A 16,249-nucleotide genomic window follows, 5' to 3' on the forward strand; every position below is an offset into this window, starting at 1 on the left:
TGTCGGTCGGCATCGCCGCGATGGTCACCCGAGAGTTCAACAGCCACGGCATCCGCAACACCGTGCACGTCGACAGCCCGTGGGGGCAGTGACGTGGTTGCCGACACACCCGCCAAGATCTATTCCGACCAGCGCACCGTCGTCACCTATCTGGGCGACTCCGGCACCGGGTTCCGGATGCCGTTTCGGGAGAAGTGGCGCGCCCCCGATGCGATCGCCGCGGTGATCGGGTTCGTCACGACCGGCGCCGCCACCACCGCCGCGCTGACCAGCGGGCACGCGCTGACCATCTTGGTGGTTGGCACGGCGCTGACGGTTAGCGCGATCTGGCTGCTGGCCAAGCTGCCCGCCAACCGCCCATCGGTCGCCACCCGCGCCCGGTGGATGTGGGCGCGATTGCGGCCCCGGATCTACACCGGCTGATCGATGTCGTTGGCTCCGCTGGGCGCGGTGGGCAACCTGCGCCTGACCTCCTACGGCGTGTACGCCGAATACCTGCTGTCGGGCGTGCCGTTCATTTTCCTGTCTGAACAATGGCAGAACACGGTGGCCGCCGAGCACGCCGAGCTGTGGCGCACGCTGCCGTCGGGCGCGCAAATCAGCGGGCTAACGGTTCCCGTGCCGGCCCGCACGGCCCTGCGCAAAACCCTTGCCGCCCATGGGATCTTGGCCGGTGGTGCGATGTCAGCCGAGGCCGAACCGTGGGTGCGGTACTGCCGCGCCTGGGAGCCGATACTCACCCGCCACCACGCCAGCCGGCGCATCTACTGGCTGACGTTGCCGCTGGAATACGGCCGCGCCGGGTGTACCCCGGCGGGGACGTGGCGGCGGCTGGTCGACTCGGTGCGGGGCAGGGATAAGGACAGTGAGCAGTCGCTGGCCCACTACCGGGCGCTGGCCGCGGAGATGATGGCGGCGCTGCCGGCGGTGTTTTTCCCGAAACCGGCGAGCGTGGAACAGATTTGGTGGCACTGGAACTACACCGCCAGCCGCGGGGTATGGGCGCATCCGCTGCCCACCGTGCCGTTTGACCCGCACGCCAGCCTCCCGGGGTCGGCGTTCAGCCCGGTGTACCTGGATGAGGCTGCCGCGGCGCTGCGCGGCCGCCGGTGGCGGGCGGCCCGCTCGGAGACCGACGCGTTCGTACGCACCTACCGTGACCCGGCCGACGAGGTCGGCGACGCGTATCAGGCGCTGCTGCCGCTTCAGGATTTCCCGGATTCCGGGATCGCCTGGCCGCGTTCGGCCCTGTTCAAGGTGTTGGACGACCTGAGCCGGCCCGGTGTGAGGCTGGACTGGACGATTTCCGCCGCGTTTCGGCCGGCCGAGGCGGCGGTAGCGGCCGCCCAGAACGTGATCACCAACATCACCGACCAGTTCCGCCAGCGCGGCCGCCACGCCGGTGCCGACGACGAGTTGATCCGCAAGCTTGCATCGGGCAGAGAATTGACGTCGGAGCTCAAACGCGGCACCGCCGAACGCGGCGTCGACGTGGCCATCGTCTTCGCCGCCGGCGCAGGCAGCGCCGACGAGTGCAACACCGCGGTAGCGACGCTGACGCAGACGTTTCGCCGCCAGGACATCGGGTTTCGCCGCTGGCGCGGCGGGCAGGCCGCGCTGTGGCGGGCATTCAGCCCGGGCGGCGAAGCGGCTGGCGCGTTTGCCGAGTTCCGCAACCCCACCAGCACCGAGCGGTTCGCCAAGTTCGTGCCGCTGCTGGCCGCCAAGCTGGGCAATAACACCGGGGTGCCGCTGGGCATGAACCTGTCCAGCCCGGGCCTGCGCGACGTGGTGCTGCTGGATCTGCTCAACGCGCCAGCCCGCGACACCGGCGCCAACCTGGTCATCTGCGGATCACCCGGCCGCGGGAAATCGCACATCGGCAAGCTGCTGATCCGGGCGTGGCTGCTGCTGGGGGTCGGGGTGCATGTCTTCGACCCCAGCGAGCCGCGCGAGCACCAGCGGGCGCTGGCCGATGTCGACGACACGGTCGTCGTCGACCTGGCCCGTCCGGGGATGTGCATCGACCCGCTGCGGATATTTCCGTACGACTCCGCCGCCGAGCACGCGGTGGACCATCTGCTGCCGCTGCTGGGCTATTCGGCGGTCAGCCGGCAGGCGGCACGGCTGCGCGCGCACCTGGCGCCGGAAACCCGTGACGCCAACGGGATTGGCAGCCTGGCGCGGTTCATCGAATACCTGCGGGGGCTGCGCGACGGCCGCGACGGTGCCGACGACGACCTATTGGTTGTGCTGGAGGGGCTGCGCACCGAACGCCACCTGAGGGCAGTGTTCGACGAAACGCTGCCGGTTGCCGACCTGGCCCGGGCGGCGGCGGTGATCTGGAACACCGCCGGCTTGGAGCTGCCAACGGTGACCGAGGAGTACGCGGTCCATTTGCATCACCTGACCACGCCGCGCCAGCGCGCCGGTCAGGCGATCTATGGGCTGGCCGCCGACCTATCGCAGACTATCTTCTTCTCGAGGCGGGACCGCCCCGACGTGCTGGTGGTGGAAGAGGCAGCGCCGTTGGCGAATTCGCCGGGCGGGCAGAAGTGCTGCAACCGCATCATCCGCCAGGGCCGGAAGAGCTGGACCGGATTCGTTGGGATCAGTCAGCACCCGATCAAGGACTTCGGGGTACTGGAGGACGAATTCATCGACCAGCGGTTGTGCTTGGGTTTCACGGAGGCGGGGCTGGCTCGGGCGACGCTGCAGTGGTGCGGCCGGGACCTGGACCGCCACCCGGAGTTGCTACGCATGTACGTCGAGCACACCAGCCCGGTGCAGCTGGTCGACCACGGCGACGACACCATCGACAGCCGCTACGGCAGGGTCATCCCGGGCCGCGAGGGCGAGGCTTGGTTTCTCGACGAGTTCGGCGGGTTCGGCAAGGTGCGGCTGTTCGAGGCGCCGACCGCGCGGCTGGCCCACCAGCTGGACACTAATCCGCAACGCACGGGGCGGTTTCGGTGAGCTGGCGCCGGTCGGTGCGGACGCTGGCCACGGTGCACGCGCTGGCGATGTTGGCGGTGTGCGCGGCGCCGCGGGCTAGCGCTTCAAGTAACGCGGTGGTGCTTAACTGGACCGGGCTGCGCGACAGCTACGGGGTGCCGATCGGCGACTATTACTTGTCGCTGGCCGCGATCCCCGAGCAGGTCACCCGGGCCGGCCCGGGCCTCGGCTGGGATCCGGCGAGTTGGCTGGCGTGGACGGTGCACGCGTTCGCGGTGCTAGGCACTCAGTGGACCGTGGCCAGCATGCTGACCTCGGAGGCGGGGCTGTTCGTGGGGATCATCGCGATCGCGCTGGTGATTCTGCGGATCACTGTCAGCACCTACTGGCTCACCGTGATCGGCGAGATCGCCCGCGCCGTCACCACTGCGGTTATCCAAGTCACCACCGGACTGGGGTTGTTGCTGATCGCGATCCCGATCGGGGTGTTCGCCGGCGCCGTCACCATTCGGCGCGGGGAGACCGGCCGGGGTGCGACCATGATCCTGATCGCGATGACCGTGCCTGCGTTGTCGGTGGCGGTGTTCGCCGACCCGGTGGGCGAAATGTACGGGGACAACGGGTTACTGGCGTTCGGTCGGCGGCTCGGGTTTTCGGTCGCCGAGGCCGCCACCCACAACGGGCAGCTCGATCCGGGCGTCGGCGTGGGAGGGCAGATCGACGCGCTGACGGCCAGCCTTATCACCCACACGGTGCGAGAACCGTTGCAGCTGTGGAACTTCGGGCACGTCGTCGACCGGGTCGGCAACTGCGGCGCGGCCTGGTCGGCCGCATTGCGCGACGACACCTCCGACAGTCCGGTGCATGCGATGGGCGCCTGCGGCGATCGCGCGGCAGTCGCCTACGCGCAGCACCTCGACGGCTCCAACGTGTGGATCGGCATGGTGTTCGTTGCGGCAGCGTGCCTGGTGGCGCTGTTCGTGGTGGTATCGGGATGGGCGGTGCTGCGGGTGTCGGTCAAGGCCATGTGGACCACGGTGATCCTGCTACCGGTGCTGTGGAGCGGCGCCATCCCCGGCGCCCCGCAGCGGCGCGCGATCGCGGTGGTGTGGGACTTCTTCGGCCACGGCGTGGAGGTGACGGTCTACATCGTCTACGTCAGCGTCATCGGGCTGGCGATCGAGCGTTTGGTGTCGGCGCCGTTGCCGGCCCAGCTGGGCGGCGCCAATCCGTTCGCGCACGTGCTGATGATGGGGGCGGCGTCGCTGGCCGCGTTGTATCTGCTGCGCCACGTGCGCGCCGAGATGGCCGGTCACCCGGGTGGGCACGCAATGCTGGGCCGTGCCACCGATGTCGCGCTCGGCATGGGCATCTCGGCCGCCGTCGGTGGCGCGGGGCGGGCGGGTCTGCGGGGCGTCCGTGGTATGGCTCGCGAACTGCGTGCGCGACGTGATCCGCCGCCGTGGGAGCAGCTCGACAAGGCCACCGAGAACCCCCGGCAGGTGCACGGGCCGCCGATGCCGGGGTGGGAGCCGCTCCTGCACGGACACAACGGTTCCGGCGAGGATGGGCGTTCGGGCGGCGGTCCCGATGGCGGTCGAAAGCTGACCCGTGCGGCATCGGCCACACCGGTGATGGTGAGTTACCCGGTGCCGCCGGTGGCCGAACCGGCGCGCGGTGGCGAGGCCGGCGACGTTAATCAAAGCCCCGAGCTCCCCGAGAACCAGCCGCACGAAGAGTCACCGACTACGGTCAATCCCATCATTGAGCCAGGAGATCCACTGCAGCGATGACTTCGCCTACCGAGCAGCGCCGCGCCTTCGACGCCGCGATCGAGCACTACAAGTCCGGTGACACCGACCGGGCGCTGGGCGCGTTCACTTCGATCACCAACGCCAACCCGGGGATGTCCGACGCGTGGCTGGGCCGGCTGGCCTGCGACGACGACGCGGTGTCGACCCTGGCCGGCGCGCACGCCAATTCGCGCGCCCTCTACCGCGAGACCCGCCGGCTTGGGTTGCCCGACGGGCAGCTGCACGCCCGCACCCATGCCCCGCTGTATCTGACGCTGCCGGCCTGGTCGCGGGCCAGCATCGGGCTGGCGTACGCCAGCGCACTGATCATCGCCGGCGACTACGCCGCGGCCGCCGACGTGCTCGAAGACCCGGTGATCACCGAGGACGCCCAGGCCGCCCAGTGGCTGCAGTTCGTGCGGGCGGCGCTGTTTCATCGGGCCCGCCGCTGGCCCGATCTGCTTGCCGCGGCCGCCAAGTCGCCGCCGCCGCACGCCACCCACGTGATTGACGAGGTGACGGCCGCGGTGGACACCTTGTCGGCGGCCGCGGCGGCGTCACTGGGGCAGGTGCAGGCGGCGCTGGACACGCTGCAGCGGGTTCGCACGGCTAATCCATATGTGGCCGCCGACGTCGCGCTGACGCGTGGGTGGTGTCTGCGGGAGCTGGGTGACGAGGAGGGCGCAAGGGCTGCTTTCCGGGAGGCGGTGGTCGACGGTGAGCCGCTTGCGGCCGCGCGCCAGGCGTTGGAGAACTCTGACTACCGGCTGGTGGTCTCCGACGTCGAGACGATCGCTTCCCGTTCAGATGCGTGGGACCCGTCGACGGAAGTCAGCCGCGCGCAGCGCGAGGCTTTGGAGCTCGCGGCGCGGCAGGAGGCGGTGCTGGCCTCGGCGCAGGCCAAGCTCGATGAGTTGATTGGGCTGGAGGGCCCCAAGGAACAGATTACGGTGTGGCGCACCGAGATTCAGATCGACCAGATCCTGGCGGCCCGCGGCGAGCAGGTGTCGGCGACCAACGAGAACCACATCGTGCTGGAGGGGCCGCCCGGCACTGCTAAGACCTCGTTCGCGCGCATCGCCGCCGAAATCCTGTTCGGGCTGGGCAAGATTGCCCGACCCGAGGTGTTGGAGGTCACGGAAGAGGATTTGGTGGTCGGGTATGTGTCACAGACCGCCGCGCGGATGAAGGAAGTCTGCGAAGAAGCGCTTGGCGGGGTGCTGTTCATCGACGAGGCCTACCGGCTGGTGCCCGAACACGAGGGCCACAGCTTCGGCAAGGACGCCATCAACACCCTGATGAAATACATGGAGGATCATCGCGAGGACTTCGTGGTGATCGTGGCCGGCTATCCCACCGAGATGCGCCGGTTCATGGCCGCCAACCCCGGGCTGGCGTCCAGATTCCATCTCACGCTGACGTTTTCGTCCTACACCCCGGCGGAGATCGTCTCGATCGCGCAGTTGATTGCGGCCAAGGAGAAGGTGGCCATTTCTGACCGCGCCTGGCCGCTGCTGCACGCCGAGGCGGCACGACTGCGGGAGACGCTGTCCGGGGACGGCACCGCTTTGGATGTGGCCGGCAACGGGCGGTTCGCACGGAAAGTCGTGGTGCACTGCAAGCACGAGCGGGCACGGCGGTTGTCGACCGTGGCGCCGTCGGACTTGGCGACCATGGATGCTTCGGCGCTGGTTGTGAGTGAGGACGACATGGCTCGGGCGTTGGCGGCGGCGCTGGGCAGTGGATGAGGGCTAATGGCCGGTCGCTGGCCGGTTGCTGGCCGGTTGCCGCGGGCGGATGGGAGCGGTGGGAGAACACCGGAGTCGGTTTGCGGCGTGATCCGCGCCCTGGCAAAGTTCCGCCGTACTAGCCTGACGTCAGGGTCATGCAACGTGTCGGTCGGGACAACCCCGCTACCGGCGAAGCTGGACCACGACCACCGAATCGCATCCGAAGGCGAGAACTCTCATGACCAAGGCCTACAAATGGCTGCGCGGGGGCGCTGTCACGATGGGGGCCGCGGCGATCATTGCCTCTGGACCGGGCATAGCCCGGGCGGATGAGCCGTCGTTGTTCGCCGAGTGGTCGGGGAATGGCCGCAGTTTGAAGTTGGCGCCGGACGGCACGGGCACACTCGGCATGGTCTCCGGTGCGTCCTCGGATGGCGAAAAATGGTCGGTCACGTGGAAGGGCGACCCCAGTCAGCGGGTCACCATCTCGTTGGCATCCCTGATTTCACGTAGCGGCGCCGGACTCGACCTCAAGGTTGGTGACCAGTACGTTGCAACACTGCAGAAATCGAGCGGCTACACGGTGTTGGATGTGGGTTCCGAGAAATTGGGCGTAACCGTCATGTCGTGCACACTGCACCGGACGCAACATGCGCCGCTTTGCGGGGCATGACGCCCGGCTCATTCGGGTAACCGCTTGAAATGAACGTCATCAAATTGATCAAGATGGGGTGGCGCGCCGACTGGGGGTTGACGTGAGTGCTCGCCGGATTGCTCTTTGCCTTTATGCTGCGATGCTGTCCACCTGGGCGGTGCTGCTGAGCGCACCCGCCCCACCCGCGTCGGCCCAGCCGTGCCCCGACGTTGAGGTCGTGTTCGCCCGCGGTACCGCCGAGCCGCCTGGCGTTGGCGGCACAGGGCAGGCGTTCGTCGACGCGCTTCGCTCGCAGGTCGGCGGCAGGTCGGTGGGGGTGTATGGGGTCAATTACCCTGCTAGCAGCGATTTCGGCGCCGGCATGGATTTCGCCAGAACGGTCGTCGACGGGATCAGTGACGAGGCCGCTCATATCCAGTCCACGGCGGCGAACTGTCCCACGACCAGGATGGTGCTCGGCGGATACTCCCAGGGCGCCGTCGTGACGGGTTTCGTCACTTCGGCTGCCGTACCGGAGGGAGTACCTGCTGCGTTCGTGCCTGCGCCGATGGCGCCGGAGGTGGCCGACCACGTCGCCGCGGTCGCTCTCTTCGGGAAACCTTCCGATCAGTTCATGCGCCAGTACGGCGCGCCGCCTGTCGTGATCGGCCCCCTGTATAAGCCCAAGACGATTGAGTTGTGCGCGCCCGGTGACTCGATCTGCTCTGGTGCTGCCGATGCGACGGCCACCGTCTCGCACGCTCTGTACTCGGTCAACGGGATGGTGGGCCAGGGCGCAAGTTTCGCCGCGAGCCGGCTCTAGCGGAGTGCGCATATGCGGCGGATCCGGTCCCGGGCTGGGGTTTTGCGAATAGGCTGGGTTTATGGGGGAGCGACCGCCGCCATCCGTAATTGTCATCAGGTTGGCGTGGTGCTGCCTGATGGCCGGCGTGGTGGCGGCCGCACTGATGTTTCCTTTCGCGGGCGGCATCGGGCTGGTGTCGCTGCGCGCTGCGGACGTCGTCGGCAACGGCTCCGCACAGCTTCTCGAGGGTGACGTCCCGCAGGTGACGACGATGGTCGATGCCGCGGGGAAACCGATCGCGTGGGTGTATTCGCAGCGCCGGTTTGAGGTGCCCAGTGATCGGATCGCCGACACGATGAAGCTGGCGATCGTCTCGATCGAGGACAAGCGGTTCGCCGAGCACAACGGCGTGGACTGGCCGGGCACGCTGACCGGACTATCCGGCTATGTATCCGGCAACCTCGACACCCGCGGGGGTTCGACGATCGAGCAGCAGTATGTCAAGAACTATCGGCTGCTGGTCGCCGCGCAGACCGACGCCGAGAGGCGCGCCGCAGTGGAGACGACGCCGGCGCGCAAGCTGCGCGAGATTCGGATGGCGCTTACCCTCGACAAGACCTTCCCCAAGGCGGAGATCCTCACGCGCTACCTCAACTTGATTGCGTACGGCAACGGCGCGTTCGGTGTCCAGGATGCCGCCCAGACGTATTTCGGTGTTGACGCATCGCGGCTGAACTGGCAACAGGCGGCGCTGCTGGCGGGCATGGTGCAGTCGACCAGTCTGCTCGATCCCTACACCAATCCCCAAGCCGCGTTGGATCGGCGAAATGTGGTGCTGGACACCATGATGCAGACAGTCCCTCAGTACGCAAAGGAGTTGCGCGCCGCCAAGGCCGAACCACTGGGTGTGCTGCCTCGGCCCAACGTGCTGCCGGGTGGCTGCATCGCCTCCGGCGATCGCGCGTTCTTTTGTGACTATGTGCTGGATTACCTCGCACGGTCCGGCATCAGCAAGGAGCAGGTCGCACGTGGCGGTTATCTGATCCGCACGACGCTGGACCCGAAGATGCAGAGCTCGGTCAAGCAGGCGGTCGACAAGGTCGCCACGCCCACCCTCGACGGCGTCGCTTCGGTGATGAGCGTGATCAGGCCCGGGAAGGACGCCCACCAGGTGATGGCGATGGCCAGCAACCGGACCTATGGGCTCAACGGCGATGCCCATGAAACGATGCAGCCGCAACCGTTTTCGCTCGTCGGCGACGGCGCCGGGTCGATATACAAGATCTTCACGACGGCCGCGGCCATGGAGATGGGCATGGGCATCAACACTCAGTTGGAGGTGCCGGGCTTCTTCCAAGCCAAGGGCCTGGGTAGCAGCGACACGCCGGGTTGTCCCAAGGAAACCTGGTGCGTGAGGAACGCCGGCCGCTATCGCGGTTCGATGAATGTCACCGACGCCCTGGCCACCTCGCCGAACACCGCTTTCGCGAAGTTGATTCAACAGGTTGGGGTCCCGCGCGCGGTGGACATGGCGGTGCGACTGGGGATGCGGTCCTACGCGATACCGGGAACGGCGCGGACCTACGACCCGTCAGGCAACGAAAGCCTGGCCGATTTCATCAAGCAACACAACATGGGCTCGTTCACCTTGGGTCCGTTTCAGCTCAACGCGCTCGAGCTGTCGAATGTGGCGGCAACGCTGGCTTCCGGCGGCATGTGGTGCCCGCCCAGTCCGATCGACAAGATTTTCGACCGAAGAGGAAAGGAGGTGTCCTACACCGTCCAGCCGTGCGAACAGGCGGTGCCCGAGGGACTGGCCAACACACTCGCAAACGCGATGAGCAAGGACCACCAGGGCGGCGGCACCGCGGCGGGCTCGGCCGGCTCCGTGGGCTGGAACCTGCCGATGTCAGGCAAGACCGGCACGAGCGAGGCACATCGGTCATCGGGATTCGTGGGCTTCACCGACCACTACGCCGCGGCGAACTACATCTTCGACGACTCCAACACGCCGTCAGGCATCTGTTCGTTTCCGCTGCGCAAGTGCGGCAGCGGCGACCTCTACGGCGGAAACGAGCCCGCGCGCACATGGTTTGAGGCGATGAAGCCGATCGCCACCGCTTACGGTGACTTGCACCTGCCGCCAATCGATCCCCGCTACGTCGAGGGCGCCCCGGGCGGCCGGGTGCCCAGTGTGGAGGGCCTGAATGTGGATGCGGCGCGGCAACGCCTCAAGGACGCCGGCTTTCAGGTCGCCGACCAGACGATATCGGTCAACAGCTCGGCGCCATACGGCACCGCGGTAGGGACCACCCCGAGCGGTCAAACCATCCCAGGCTCGCTCATCACGATCAACCTCAGCAACGGGATTGCGCCGGCACCGCCACCTGAGGAGCGCGCGCCGGTCCGCGGGCCCACCCGCCCGTACCTACCTCCCCAGATCGGTTCGACGGTCATCGAGATTCCGGGACTGCCGCCGATCTCCGTGCCCGTGCTCGGGGCGCCACCGCCGGCCCAACCCCAACCACCGGGCTAGTCGTCGACCGGCGGCACCGCCGATGGCCCGATAGAGCCATTCACGGCGGGCATGGCGCCGGGCGCGCGGATTACCAGCGGTACGGCCGGAAAGTAGGCGGCCATCTCCGATCGAGATTTGCGCAGGGCCGCGGTGCCGTAGCCGCGTTTGCGGTGGTCGGGGTGAATCCAGATCCGCACATTCACCTCACCGCCGGCGAGCTCACCGAACACCATGCCGACCTTCTGCTGTCCCTCGACGGCCACGAGCCAGACCGCATCCTCATTATGAAACCGGGTCTGCGCCGAACCGATCTCGTCGTCGAGATCACTGGCGGGTGCGCCCGAGCCGTCGCCTGCCGCTCCGACGTCGGCGGTCCGTGCGGCGAAGATGTCGCGGTCCGACTCGGGGGAGAAGGGGCGCAGCATCAGAGTCTCGCCCGAGCTAGCGGGCCGCTCCCGCGCGGTGAAGCTCAGTTGGGCGTTGAGGTTGTCAAGCTCGGTCGCGATCTGCTGTCGCGCCTCCTTCGTCAGCTGGTCGAACGACATAGCCATCACCGCTTCGGCCGCCGCGGGCGGGATGTCCAGCAAATCGGTAATCGCGTTGACTGCGGCGAATCGATCATCGGCGCCCACGATCAGGTCAAGAACCTCATGACGACGTTCGAGTGCGCGGACGAGCGCATCGGTGATCTCCCGGCGGGCCGCGGCGCGATCGTGGTCGGTCATCGTTCGGACTATATACGCTGGCTGGCTAGGTCCCAGCGGCACAAAGCGTCCGACGCGACAGCCGTGCTAACCGGCGGGCATGGCCGAATTGGATGTAGCAAACAGCCGTTCGGTGTCGGGTTTGCTTTTCGGTGACCGCATCCACTGCAGAGCCTGGTCGCCGGTAACCGCCCGCAGCGGCAGGCAGAAGGCGCACAGACCGGGACCGAACATGGGATAGCCGCAGGCGGCGCACCTGTGGACAGCGGTCATCCGGTCTCCCGCGCGCCGAGACCAGAAGCGCGCCGGGTGAGTTGCTGACGCCTCATACCGGACGGCTACCCGGTTCTCAAGATCACTTAACCCTGGTGTCAGCGCTTCACCGCAGAAGCGGTCAGCGCCTTCGGTAGTTTCGGCATGTGCCCGACCTGATGAATCGCCAGATCGTGCTGCGTCGCCGGCCGACCGGGCTGGTCCAGCCCGGTGACACCGAATTGGTCACCTCGGCGGCGCCACAGCCCGCTGAGGGCGAGGCACTGGTTCGCACCACTTACGTGGGCATCGATGCCGCCGCACGGACCTGGCTCAACGACCAGCCGAGTTATCTTCCGCCGGTGCAGCTCGGCGAGGTGATCCGGGCGGCCGGCATCGGCGAGGTGGTGGCGTCGCACTGCAACGCGTACACCGTCGGTGACGTCGTCACCACGCTGACGGGCTTCCAGGAGTACGTGATCGTCCGCGACGACGTGTTCAGCACCCCCATCCCCGGCGGGAACACGGTCGACCAGTTGGCGGTGATGTCGGTCTACGGCCCCACCGGCGCCACCGCCTACTTCGGGATGACGGACATCGGCCGGCCCCAGCCCGGGGAGACGGTGGTGGTTTCCGCCGCGGCCGGCGCCACGGGATCGGTGGCCGGGCAGATCGCGAAGATCGCCGGCGCCCGGGTGGTTGGCATCGCCGGCGGCGCCCACAAGTGCCGGGCGGTGGTCGAGAGCTTCCGGTTCGACTCGTGCATTGACTACAAGAGGGGGGCCCTCGGGGCGGCGCTCAAGGAGCACTGCCCGCGCGGGGTCGATGTCTACTTCGACAACGTCGGCGGGCCGATTCTCGACGCGGTGCTGGGCCGCCTGGCCCCCAAGGCCCGGGTCGTGCTCTGCGGCGTCATCTCCAGCTACCTGACTGGCGAACACCCGGGGCCGGCCAACTACGTGAATTTGCTGGCCAAAACGGCGCTCATGCAAGGGTTCAACGCGCTGGACCAGTGGGGCCGCTTTGACGAGGCATTCGCCGCGCTCCGCGAGTGGGAGCAGGAGGGCCGGCTTGTGCACCGCGAGCACGTCTTCGAGGGAATCGAGTCGTGCGTCGACGCCCTGAACGGGTTGTTCACCGGGGCCAACATCGGCAAGACGCTGGTCAGAGTCGGCGAGCCGACGCCGGCCTGAGCCGCGGCCGCGCCGCCCGCGTGGGCGGGCAGGCCGGATTAGGGCATGCTTTTCGACGTGAACGTGGAATCGCTGCTGCAGTCGATCCCACCTCTCGCGGTCTATATCATCGTCGGCGCCGTCATCGGCATTGAAAGCCTTGGTATTCCGCTTCCCGGCGAAATCGCGCTCGTCAGTGCTGCCTTGCTGGCCTCACGCCACACCCTCGATATCAGCCCCGTGTACGTTGGCGCCGCCGCCACCATCGGAGCCGTCGTCGGTGACACCATCGGATACACGATCGGCCACCGGTTCGGCATGTCGCTGTTCGAGCGGCTCGGCACACGCTTTCCAAAACATTTCGGCCCGGGACACGTCGCGCTTGCCGAGCGGCTGTTCGCACGCTGGGGGGTGTGGGCGGTGTTCTTCGGGCGCTTCATCGCCCTGCTGCGGATACTGGCCGGGCCCCTCGCGGGTGCGCTGAGAATGCGCTACTGGAAGTTTCTCGCCGCCAACGCCAGCGGGGGGCTGTGCTGGGCCGGCGGCACCACGGCCGTCGTCTACTACGCGGGCGTGGCCGCTGAGCGCTGGCTTTCCCGGTTCTCGTGGATAGCTCTCGTCGTCGCTGTGATGTGCGGTGTGGCCGCGACGCTGCTGCTACGGGAACGCACCAGCCGCGTGATCGCCGAACTCGAGCAAGAGCACGACTGGGAAAGCCTGAAACGCCACGAGTAGCGCGGACCGCGCACGGCCGACAAAGACGACCGTCCCGTCCGACGAATTGTCGGACGGGACGGCTTGGTTTGGTGTCAGTGTGACCAGACGCCGAAGGGCACGTACGGATCGGTGCCGAAGGGCGTGTAGGGGTTGGCGCCACCGACGCTGCTGTCCTGCGGGTAGACCGCGATGGGACCCCCCGGCGGGAGGGCGACCGTGCCCGGTCCGCCATCGCTGGCGAGGGCCGGAGCGGCCAGTCCGATGGCCAGTGCTGCCAAGACGCTGGAAGCGATACCGGCAAACGTTAACTTCTTCATCTTTGGTGCCTCCTCTTGTTCGAGCTGTGCGGAGGCTCGCGGACCGAAATCCGCGGGTCTGTCGCTACGTGATCGGCTCTTTGGTGCTCCCTTGCCGATCTATCCGGCTAAACAGCCAGGTCCAGCCGATCCATCCCCGGTTGGCAGCATATGGTGCAGGCGTGGCAGGATCACGACGTTCAATGCATTCCTGCCATGCGGTGTTGAGGTGAGCAGCGACCAGTCATGCGGACCGTAACGAGCTGCCACGAGTCAGCAAAAGCTGCGAACTTGGCCTGGAGGAGCTGTCAATTGGCAGTAACCCGTTGCGGCGGTGACTTTGGGGAGGATCCTTGAAGCAGAGGCCAGCTGGGCCCAGCCTGTCGTGAAGGATCGTCATGTCGCTCAAACCGGGACATATTGCACCGGTGCTGGGCGCCGCGGCGATCGTCGTGTCGGTTGCCATCGCGCCGATCGCGGTTGCCGACCCGGTGTGGCCCTTCGCCGGCGCCGAGCCGGCCGACGCCACGATCGAAGACCTGCAATCCCAGGGCTACGACGTCGCGATCAACTGGGTCAACGGTATTAGCACCGAGCCGCTGTCGCTGTGCAACGTCACCGGGATCCACAACCCTGACATCGCGCCGGCCAGGCGAGGCACGTTGACGACCGTCTACGTCGACATCGTGTGCCCAAGTGGTCCTTTCGACTAGCAGCCGCGTCGGGTCGGCGCCGTGGGGGCCAGCCCGGGTTCTGCGTTAACGCGTGGTGACGAGAATCGGTGCATCAAGCGACCGTGCGATGAAGCCTCCAAGTCGCGGTTCGGCCGGAATCCGGACAGAATCTTCGACGTGTCCACAGCTGCGCACAACGTCGACCTCGAAATCAGCGCGAAAGCACGGTCAACGAACAGAAAGGTTGACGGCGCTCGGGTGCCGTGGACACGTCCGTCCCACTCCGGTGACGTGGCGCAGGCGCAGGTGTTCATCGACCTGCTCAAAGCTGAGATCCTGGATCTGGAGCAGGGTGTTGATGCGCTGGAGCAGCGCGGCCATCGTCGAGACACCAAGCGGGCGGCCGACCGTGAACCGCCCGGGTTGGTGTGCCAGCGCGAGCGACTCGCCGAGGCGCGGCGCTTGCTCCAGGCATTGCGGATCAGGTTCCTGCTCGACTGAGTCGCGCCGTGCGGCAGACATGTGCGGCGTTATCCAACACGGCGTCTGTTGATGAAACACATACGGTAGTAAGAGGACTCGCGGGACCCGATGCAGGGCGTCGGGGGTGCGAGCATCTACCATCGCGGCTGCATAGGGGAAGGAGTGGTGGTGGAGCCGCGCGACGTCGAGACGATCGACCGCGAACTCGAACTGGTGACAGCGGTCGCCGCGGCGATCCGACGGCTCGGCGGCTCACCCACCATTGCCCTGATCGACGACCTGCTCGACGAGCGGATCGCGACGAATCGAAAGGTCTGTGAATAACCTCGGGTAAAGACGGCTGTTCCCCGGGGCTTGTCGGTCCGGCTTCATATAACGCGAGGATGCTGATCGATGACATCGCCGAGGCGCGAGCGGCCCTCGTCAAGGCGGCCGGCGGGTTTCTGCGCAATCCGGTCCGGGAGCCGCACCTGACTTGCCGCGTCTGCGCTGCTCCGGTCGGCGGGTTCGAGTACTGCTGGCGATGTCACGAGCACCAGCGGATCGCGGCGGTGGCCGAGCTGGTGGTGCCGCTGACCTATGCCATTGGCAGCACCGAGTCCGCGGCGCTGCTGCGCGACTACAAACATCACCCGACGCGCAAGGTTCGCGAGCAACACGGCCTCATCATCAATTGGCTGATGTTCCTGGCGATCGCATCGCATGAGCGGTGCTTCGGCGCTGCCGTCGGGCTGCCGGTGTCGCTGCGGCTGGTGATTCCATCGCTGACCAGTCGCCGCGGGGTACACCCGTTACTCGAGATCGCCCGGACGATGAACGCCGTCGGCGACACTGTCGCGCTGATGCCGACCGGTGGGTGTGACCGGGTGGTCAATGCCGACAAGTTCGCGTTGGCATCCCACATCCGGCTGGATGGCCAGCACGTCATGGTGCTCGATGACGTCTGGACCACCGGATCCAACGCGCAGTCGGCCGCTTTGACGCTGCGTCGCGCCGGCGCTGCGGCGGTCAGCGTGATGGTCGTGGGCCGTTGGCTCAGCCCGCATTTCGGCGGGACAGCGGACTTCATCGAGACGCGGCTGCGCCGGGATTACGACGCCGGAATCTGTCCGGTGACCGGCGGGCAATGTCCTTGAACGCGTTGACTAGGCATTTTTGCCGGCTTTCTTGCCGGCTTTCATGAGCGCCGTGCCGATCGCTGGAGGTCGGCAAGCTGCTCGTCCGGCAACACGAATCGGTCGTGAAGACGCCAGAGCATCCGCTCGAGAGTTTGACGCTCCCCTTGCTCTGTGCGCATCATGCGCCGCAGCAAACGGGCGTCGGTTGAGTTGCCTCGGGTGAGATGTCTCGCCACGGCGTTCTCGTACTTCTCGATCCTGCGATCGAGGTCCGTGCAGCGTTCCCGCAATACTCGGCGGAAGTACTCGGCTTGCTGCCGATCAGCTGCCTCGCTTGCCTTGATCCTCTGATCGATGCGGCTGAGGGTGCTGTGCACCCGGCCAACCTAACCGACGGC

At 67.1% G+C, this 16,249-nt stretch carries 16 protein-coding genes; 13 read left to right on the forward strand and 3 right to left on the reverse strand.

Features of this window, described 5'->3' with window-relative positions; translation table 11 throughout:
- Positions 1 to 93 precede the first annotated feature (93 nt).
- The 7 genes from VE759_RS00005 (at position 94) to ponA2 (ending at position 10,453) form a co-directional block, all read left to right on the forward strand.
- Positions 94 to 423 (forward strand): hypothetical protein, encoded by a 330-nt coding sequence (locus tag VE759_RS00005; RefSeq protein ID WP_324926896.1) that lies wholly within the window; start codon positions 94 to 96, stop codon positions 421 to 423.
- A gap of 3 nt (positions 424 to 426) precedes the next feature.
- Positions 427 to 2,976: an ATP-binding protein gene (locus VE759_RS00010; RefSeq protein ID WP_324926899.1), complete on the forward strand. Its 2,550-nt coding sequence runs from the start codon at positions 427 to 429 to the stop codon at positions 2,974 to 2,976.
- Complete coding sequence (locus VE759_RS00015; protein WP_414687798.1) at positions 2,973 to 4,748, forward strand: hypothetical protein; 1,776 nt, start codon at positions 2,973 to 2,975, stop codon at positions 4,746 to 4,748. The genes VE759_RS00010 and VE759_RS00015 overlap by 4 nt, the downstream gene beginning before the upstream one ends.
- Positions 4,745 to 6,496 (forward strand): AAA family ATPase, encoded by a 1,752-nt coding sequence (locus VE759_RS00020; RefSeq protein ID WP_324926902.1) that lies wholly within the window; start codon positions 4,745 to 4,747, stop codon positions 6,494 to 6,496. Before VE759_RS00015 ends, VE759_RS00020 begins: the two co-directional genes overlap by 4 nt.
- 220 nt (positions 6,497 to 6,716) lie before the next feature.
- Complete coding sequence (locus VE759_RS00025; protein ID WP_324926905.1) at positions 6,717 to 7,151, forward strand: hypothetical protein; 435 nt, start codon at positions 6,717 to 6,719, stop codon at positions 7,149 to 7,151.
- A 121-nt stretch (positions 7,152 to 7,272) separates the two neighbouring features.
- On the forward strand, positions 7,273 to 7,935 hold the full coding sequence (locus VE759_RS00030) for a cutinase family protein (protein ID WP_324926906.1): 663 nt from the start codon (positions 7,273 to 7,275) through the stop codon (positions 7,933 to 7,935).
- 61 nt (positions 7,936 to 7,996) lie between these two features.
- The gene (ponA2, locus tag VE759_RS00035) at positions 7,997 to 10,453 is read left to right on the forward strand and encodes a transglycosylase/D,D-transpeptidase PonA2 (protein WP_324926908.1); all 2,457 of its coding nucleotides are present in this window, start codon (positions 7,997 to 7,999) and stop codon (positions 10,451 to 10,453) included.
- Here the strand turns inward: ponA2 and VE759_RS00040 are convergent.
- Positions 10,450 to 11,160, reverse strand: a complete 711-nt coding sequence (locus VE759_RS00040; RefSeq protein ID WP_324926911.1) for a GNAT family N-acetyltransferase — start codon at positions 11,158 to 11,160, stop codon at positions 10,450 to 10,452. The genes ponA2 and VE759_RS00040 overlap by 4 nt on opposite strands.
- A 398-nt stretch (positions 11,161 to 11,558) precedes the next feature.
- Here VE759_RS00040 and VE759_RS00045 point away from each other — a divergent pair, with 398 nt between their 5' ends.
- On the forward strand, positions 11,559 to 12,584 hold the full coding sequence (locus tag VE759_RS00045; protein WP_324926914.1) for an NADP-dependent oxidoreductase: 1,026 nt from the start codon (positions 11,559 to 11,561) through the stop codon (positions 12,582 to 12,584).
- 57 nt (positions 12,585 to 12,641) lie between these two features.
- Complete coding sequence (locus VE759_RS00050) at positions 12,642 to 13,298, forward strand: DedA family protein (protein WP_324926917.1); 657 nt, start codon at positions 12,642 to 12,644, stop codon at positions 13,296 to 13,298.
- A 74-nt stretch (positions 13,299 to 13,372) separates the two neighbouring features.
- Here VE759_RS00050 and VE759_RS00055 read toward each other — a convergent pair whose 3' ends face one another.
- On the reverse strand, positions 13,373 to 13,597 hold the full coding sequence (locus VE759_RS00055) for a hypothetical protein (protein ID WP_324926920.1): 225 nt from the start codon (positions 13,595 to 13,597) through the stop codon (positions 13,373 to 13,375).
- Positions 13,598 to 13,974: 377 nt separating this feature from the next.
- Between VE759_RS00055 and VE759_RS00060 the strand changes: the two genes are divergently transcribed.
- The 4 genes from VE759_RS00060 (at position 13,975) to VE759_RS00075 (ending at position 15,869) form a co-directional block, all read left to right on the forward strand.
- Positions 13,975 to 14,289: a hypothetical protein gene (locus tag VE759_RS00060; RefSeq protein WP_324926923.1), complete on the forward strand. Its 315-nt coding sequence runs from the start codon at positions 13,975 to 13,977 to the stop codon at positions 14,287 to 14,289.
- A 138-nt stretch (positions 14,290 to 14,427) separates the two neighbouring features.
- On the forward strand, positions 14,428 to 14,751 hold the full coding sequence (locus VE759_RS00065) for a hypothetical protein (protein ID WP_324926925.1): 324 nt from the start codon (positions 14,428 to 14,430) through the stop codon (positions 14,749 to 14,751).
- 150 nt (positions 14,752 to 14,901) lie between these two features.
- Positions 14,902 to 15,057 carry a hypothetical protein gene (locus tag VE759_RS00070; protein WP_324926928.1) on the forward strand — a complete coding sequence of 52 codons (156 nt, stop codon included), beginning with the start codon at positions 14,902 to 14,904 and terminating at the stop codon, positions 15,055 to 15,057.
- A gap of 59 nt (positions 15,058 to 15,116) precedes the next feature.
- Positions 15,117 to 15,869, forward strand: a complete 753-nt coding sequence (locus VE759_RS00075) for an amidophosphoribosyltransferase (protein ID WP_324926931.1) — start codon at positions 15,117 to 15,119, stop codon at positions 15,867 to 15,869.
- Positions 15,870 to 15,910: 41 nt separating this feature from the next.
- Here VE759_RS00075 and VE759_RS00080 read toward each other — a convergent pair whose 3' ends face one another.
- Positions 15,911 to 16,228: a hypothetical protein gene (locus tag VE759_RS00080; RefSeq protein ID WP_324926934.1), complete on the reverse strand. Its 318-nt coding sequence runs from the start codon at positions 16,226 to 16,228 to the stop codon at positions 15,911 to 15,913.
- Between the last annotated feature and the right edge of the window lie 21 nt (positions 16,229 to 16,249).

Origin of the sequence: Mycobacterium sp. (assembly GCF_035640695.1) — a bacterium.
Lineage (GTDB): Bacteria > Actinomycetota > Actinomycetes > Mycobacteriales > Mycobacteriaceae > Mycobacterium.